At 66.2% G+C, this 1,152-nt stretch carries 1 protein-coding gene and 1 pseudogene; both read right to left on the bottom strand.

Translation table 11 applies throughout. The features are described from left to right. Positions 1 to 553: SulP family inorganic anion transporter (locus I5W_RS28915; RefSeq protein ID WP_252717277.1), on the bottom strand; the 553-nt coding region annotated here is incomplete at its 3' end. Between the two features lie 331 nt (positions 554 to 884). Beyond that, positions 885 to 1,152, bottom strand: a pseudogene (locus tag I5W_RS28910) (FUSC family protein); the annotation flags it as partial.

The raw sequence follows: 1,152 nt of genomic DNA, 5'->3' as shown, positions 1-1,152 counted from the left end.
CCTGCCAGTGCAGGTCGATGCCGGTGCGCAGGGCATCCAGCCCCAGGGGATGTCCGGTCAGCACCGTGAAGGCACCGCTCCAGAGCAGATAGCCGGTCCCGGCGAGGAAGCCGCCGACCACCGGGAACGGCACGAACAGCACCAGGTTGCCGCGCCGCAGCGCGCCCAGCGCCATGAGCGCCAATCCGACCAGGAGGCTGCTGAGGGTGATGGCGATGGTGACCGTGGCCAGGATCTCGGCCGCAGAGAGCTGGGCGCGCTGCATGGTGGCGCTGATGCCGCCGACCATCAGCGAGAGCAGGCCGACCGAATTGGAGTCCGCCCCGCCCAGCATGAAGGGCAGCGAACTGGTGAAGCAGATCACCAGCAGGCACAGCACGCTGGTGACGAACATCAGCGGCAGCCCGGCCTGCAGCAGGGCATCGCCGCTGCCGCCAAAGATCATGACGGCATAGCTGACCGCATAGCTCACCGACACCAGCGCCACCACGCAAGCCGCCGGCAGGCTGCCCAGCCAGTGGCGTGTCCGCGCCAGCAGTGTGGATTGCGGCATCAGATGACTTTCCCCGAAGGCTGCGCGTTTGTGCGGCATGCCTGTACCCCCATCGATAAGGACCGGTCGTTGCTGCCGGTCGTTGTTGTTGTCTGGCGTGTGCCTGCGCGCCCCCGCGCGCGTTACCGGCCCGGCGCTTCGCGCTGCATGCCGCAGTCGTCGCCGTTGTTCCGGTAGTGCCAATCATGAAGCGCAATCTATCACACGAAAATGACAGGATGACAACATTGCCCCGGTTTGATGAGGCAAGTGAAGGTTTGGGCAGATATCCGCGCTGGTGTTGAGGTTGCGCTCTTTCCCTCCGGAAAAAGATGAAGGGAAGCGCCGTTTTTCAGGGAGCGTCGGCGCGGCCGTTTTGCCGGTGCCACTGAACCGAGGCTTGCCCGGCCAGTTCACGCAGGCTGCGCAGGGAAGCGACTTCATCGGCGCTCAGGGCGTCGCGCTGGCGGCGCAGACCGCCGAGCTCGTGCAGCGCGGTTTCGGCCTCGATGCTGGCCAGTCCGGCCTGGCGTTGCAGCTGTCGCAGCACAGGAGCTGGCTGCTGCGACAGGACGGCGTCCAGATAGGCGCGATTGGTGCCAGTCCGGCCGCGATGCGCT

The sequence above is a fragment of the Herbaspirillum sp. B65 genome, assembly GCF_000333555.1.
Taxonomy (GTDB): domain Bacteria; phylum Pseudomonadota; class Gammaproteobacteria; order Burkholderiales; family Burkholderiaceae_D; genus Herbaspirillum; species Herbaspirillum rubrisubalbicans.
This window is presented reverse-complemented; position numbering and strand designations above follow the sequence as displayed.